The organism is Acinetobacter stercoris (assembly GCF_900323515.1).
GTDB classification, from domain to species: domain Bacteria; phylum Pseudomonadota; class Gammaproteobacteria; order Pseudomonadales; family Moraxellaceae; genus Acinetobacter; species Acinetobacter stercoris.
The window spans coordinates 1-682 of the sequence record NZ_OOGT01000451.1; the positions used below are offsets into that span (position 1 = coordinate 1).

General features: G+C 34.0%; 1 protein-coding gene. It reads left to right on the top strand.

The annotated features are described in order from the left end of the window. Positions 1–627: AlbA family DNA-binding domain-containing protein (locus tag KPC_RS20180; protein ID WP_146196702.1), on the top strand; the 627-nt coding region annotated here is incomplete at its 5' end. Between the last annotated feature and the right edge of the window lie 55 nt (positions 628–682).

Below are 682 nucleotides of genomic sequence, written 5' to 3' on the forward strand. Positions count from 1 at the left end.
CTTTTAAATATCACTTTTGAATATCTGACAGACAAAAATATTCAGTACGAGTCTAAAAATAAAATCATGTATCAGTGGCAAGATATTCAAAATCTGGAAACAGCTTCAGCTTATAAGTCACTCGCTAAAATCCAGCTGACTCTCTCAAATTATAAGCAACAATCCCTGGCTGAAAAATATCTCGCCTTAATTAATGAAAGTGAAAATCATCGAATTGAATTCAAGGAACGCACTACAGACCTTTTAACCAATCGAAAATCTGATAAATGGGTCAAGGCATGTTTCGGCTTTATGAATACCCGCAAAGGTTACGTATTTATAGGAGTATCTGATGATCAAAGAATTGTCGGCATTGAACACGAATTACGTGAGCATTTCAACAATTCTCTCGATTTAATGAAACGTGGGCTGATTGATAAACTGGCGCATGAAAGCAATAAGATTTCCAATATTTATACAACATTAGAAGATATAAAAATCAATGGAAGAACAATTCTAGTGTTTAAATGTAATAAGGCTGACCGTCCTTTGTACTATAAAGGTGAACTTTACATGCGCACGAATAGCCAAACGACACGCGTCCCACCAGAGCTAATCGAAAGTTTTAGGGAAGAGTTTTATTGTTAGCTTGATTGGAAAATATGATTAAAAGGATATAGATAATGAATTAGGTAAATTAAAA